This window comes from Brachyspira catarrhinii, from assembly GCF_005518285.1.
Classification (GTDB): domain Bacteria; phylum Spirochaetota; class Brachyspiria; order Brachyspirales; family Brachyspiraceae; genus Brachyspira; species Brachyspira catarrhinii.
The window spans coordinates 1-2,567 of record NZ_SJDU01000334.1 but is presented as its reverse complement, the minus strand read 5'-3'; the positions used below and the strand labels follow the sequence as shown (position 1 = coordinate 2,567).

Sequence of the window (2,567 nt, the reverse complement as noted above, 5' to 3'; positions counted from 1 at the left end):
TTCTACTATAAATAATTCTTTTATCATTAATTAAATATTCTTGTATAAACTCCAAAGTACCGTCTGTTGAAGCATTATCTGTAACATATATTTCTATATTTTTATATGTCTGATTTAATACACTATCTAAAGCTCTTTTTAATAAGAGTTTTCTATTATATGTTGGTATTAATACAGAAACTAGCGGATAACTACTCATTTTTTACTCCAACAGATAAATTCCATTCTATTGTTCTTTTTATTGATACATCTAAAGTATAATTCTCCTTTACTTTTAGTTCTTCAATAATTTTAGAATTATTTGGTATATATTTAGGAGTAGGGTAGCTATAATTAGGTTTGGTTAATACTTCTATATTTCCATAATAATTATTAATAGAATTAGAAACCTTTTTTGCTAAATCATATATAGATACTTCATAAGAAGAACCAACATTATATATACTTTTATCATTAGAATTTAATAACATCACAAAAAGCCATATTACTAAATCAGCAGTATATAAATAGCTTCTTAAAGGTCTCCCATCGCCTCTTATTATTATATTTTTATTATGAATAACATCTCTAATAAAATTACCAACAGCAAAATGTATATCCAAATTCAGATATGGTCCAACGAATGCAAAACATCTAGCTATACTAACATTAATACCTGATTCCAAAAATAATTCTTCAGATATTTTTTTAGCTTTACCATAATATGTAATAGGGTATCCATAATATGTTTCTTTAAATGATTTTATTGCTTCATATTGTTCACCATAAACCGCTCCAGAACTAGTAAACAATAATTTTTTCACACTCATTCTACTAGCAATATTAATAATATTTTTAGTACCATCTAATATTATAGAATACATTTCTGATGGATTTTCTTTTTCTAAGTTTTCTGAAGCAGGTGTTGCAGCATGAATAATATAATCATATTCTTTATCACAATTAAAATCTCTAATATCTCCATTTATAAAATGAATGAAATCTGTACTATATTGAGGATAATTAAATAAAAAATTATATTTATTTCTAGTTAATATAGTAATATCAAAATTATAATACTTTCTAGCATATAATAAAAAATTTAGTATAGACTTTCCAAATAAACCAGTACCTCCAGTAATTAATATACTAGAATTATCTAATTTACTTAAATCTGTCAAAATTTTTAATTGATTAAAAACAAATTGTACATCTTCTAATATTATACTATTAATCATTATTTTCCTTTTATTTTTTATATACAAGTTTACGATAATAGAAACAAACTCTATGCTGCTTCCTCACAGTAATAACTAAATATTATCTCTGCTCTGCTCTGCTCTGCTCTGCTCTGATTCATATATTTTTCCATTAAATTTTGTATCATCTAACAAATTTTGCTTAATAACTTCAGAATATAATACAGAAGTTATTATAATGTTATCAGTATTTTTAACTATATTAGGAGTGAATACTTCTATTTCATTACATTTATAATCGATAATTTTTTTACCTGAAAATGATTCATTCTTATCTATTATACCATTAATAATACAATTAGAAAAATATTTTTTATCTAATAATATCCTTCTTAAAAACGCTCCAAATCCCCAACAATAAGTTGATTTTGTATTATCTATATTATCTATAGTATATTTATCAATTTTATTACTATAATTTATATATTCTTTCATTTTGTTTATAGATTCATAATCTTTTGATTTATTTATAACTGGTTTAGCCCCTTTTTGAAATATACCATATATTATATATGATTTTATATTAGAAACATTATTAAAATAAAACGAATCTTTTTCTACTAATTTCAAATTATCAAATAAATATTCTAATGTAATTAATGAAAAATGGTTTATATGCTCTAAATCAAAATAATAATATGCTGCTAACTTATTTTTTATATATGATGTACCATCAGGAATATCAATATATAATATACCATTATCATTCAATATATTCTCTAATATATACTTTACATTTTTTAAATCATATATATGTTCTAATACCTGACTTACTATTACAACATCAAATTTTTTGTTAATATTAGTTATATCAAAAATACTTGAATCTTTACCTTCTATATTATATTGTTTTAAATTTTCTATAGCATCATGTGAAGCTTCTATACCATATAGGTTATTGTAACCTCTATACTGAAAAGTTCTTAATAGACCACCTTTAGCACAACCAATATCAACTATACTGCTATCTTTATTAATAAATTTTTCTATTCTATCTATTATACCATTATATCTTATCTTATCTAGATCTGATAAACCACCAGCACCTGATGTAAAAGCAGATGAATATTTTGTGGTATCTGAATAGTATTTATCATAATATTCTTGAATCCAAGTTGTATTATTAAAAATGAATCCACAATCATTACAAGCCACTATATCATAATGTTCTGGTATAAATTCTTCTTTAGCTTTAGCAAAATTTATTTCATATAATATTTCAGCTTCTTTACATCCGCATATTGGACATATTCTTTGCAATACCATAAATTATCCTTTATAAATATTTTCATCTAATTCTTCTTTAGAAAGTAGGGGAGTCATATCTTC

Annotated in this window: 3 protein-coding genes; all 3 read right to left on the bottom strand. The window is 23.0% G+C overall.

All coding sequences use genetic code 11. The annotated features are described in order from the left end of the window. Positions 1-199, bottom strand: a 199-nt coding sequence (locus EZH24_RS10170) for a glycosyltransferase family 2 protein (RefSeq protein WP_137999026.1), incomplete at its 3' end; no start/stop codon positions are given. After that, complete coding sequence (locus EZH24_RS10165) at positions 192-1,217, bottom strand: NAD-dependent epimerase/dehydratase family protein (protein ID WP_137999025.1); 1,026 nt, start codon at positions 1,215-1,217, stop codon at positions 192-194. The genes EZH24_RS10170 and EZH24_RS10165, both read right to left, overlap by 8 nt. A 75-nt stretch (positions 1,218-1,292) precedes the next feature. Then, the gene (locus EZH24_RS10160) at positions 1,293-2,504 is read right to left on the bottom strand and encodes a class I SAM-dependent methyltransferase (RefSeq protein WP_137999024.1); all 1,212 of its coding nucleotides are present in this window, start codon (positions 2,502-2,504) and stop codon (positions 1,293-1,295) included. Positions 2,505-2,567 lie beyond the last annotated feature (63 nt).

Bases quoted from the DNA above. Each gene is read 5' to 3' on its own strand.
- EZH24_RS10160 (WP_137999024.1), bottom strand. From the start codon at position 2,504: ATGGTATTGCAAAGAATATGTCCAATATGCGGATGTAAAGAAGCTGAA.
- EZH24_RS10165 (WP_137999025.1), bottom strand. From the start codon at position 1,217: ATGATTAATAGTATAATATTAGAAGATGTACAATTTGTTTTTAATCAA.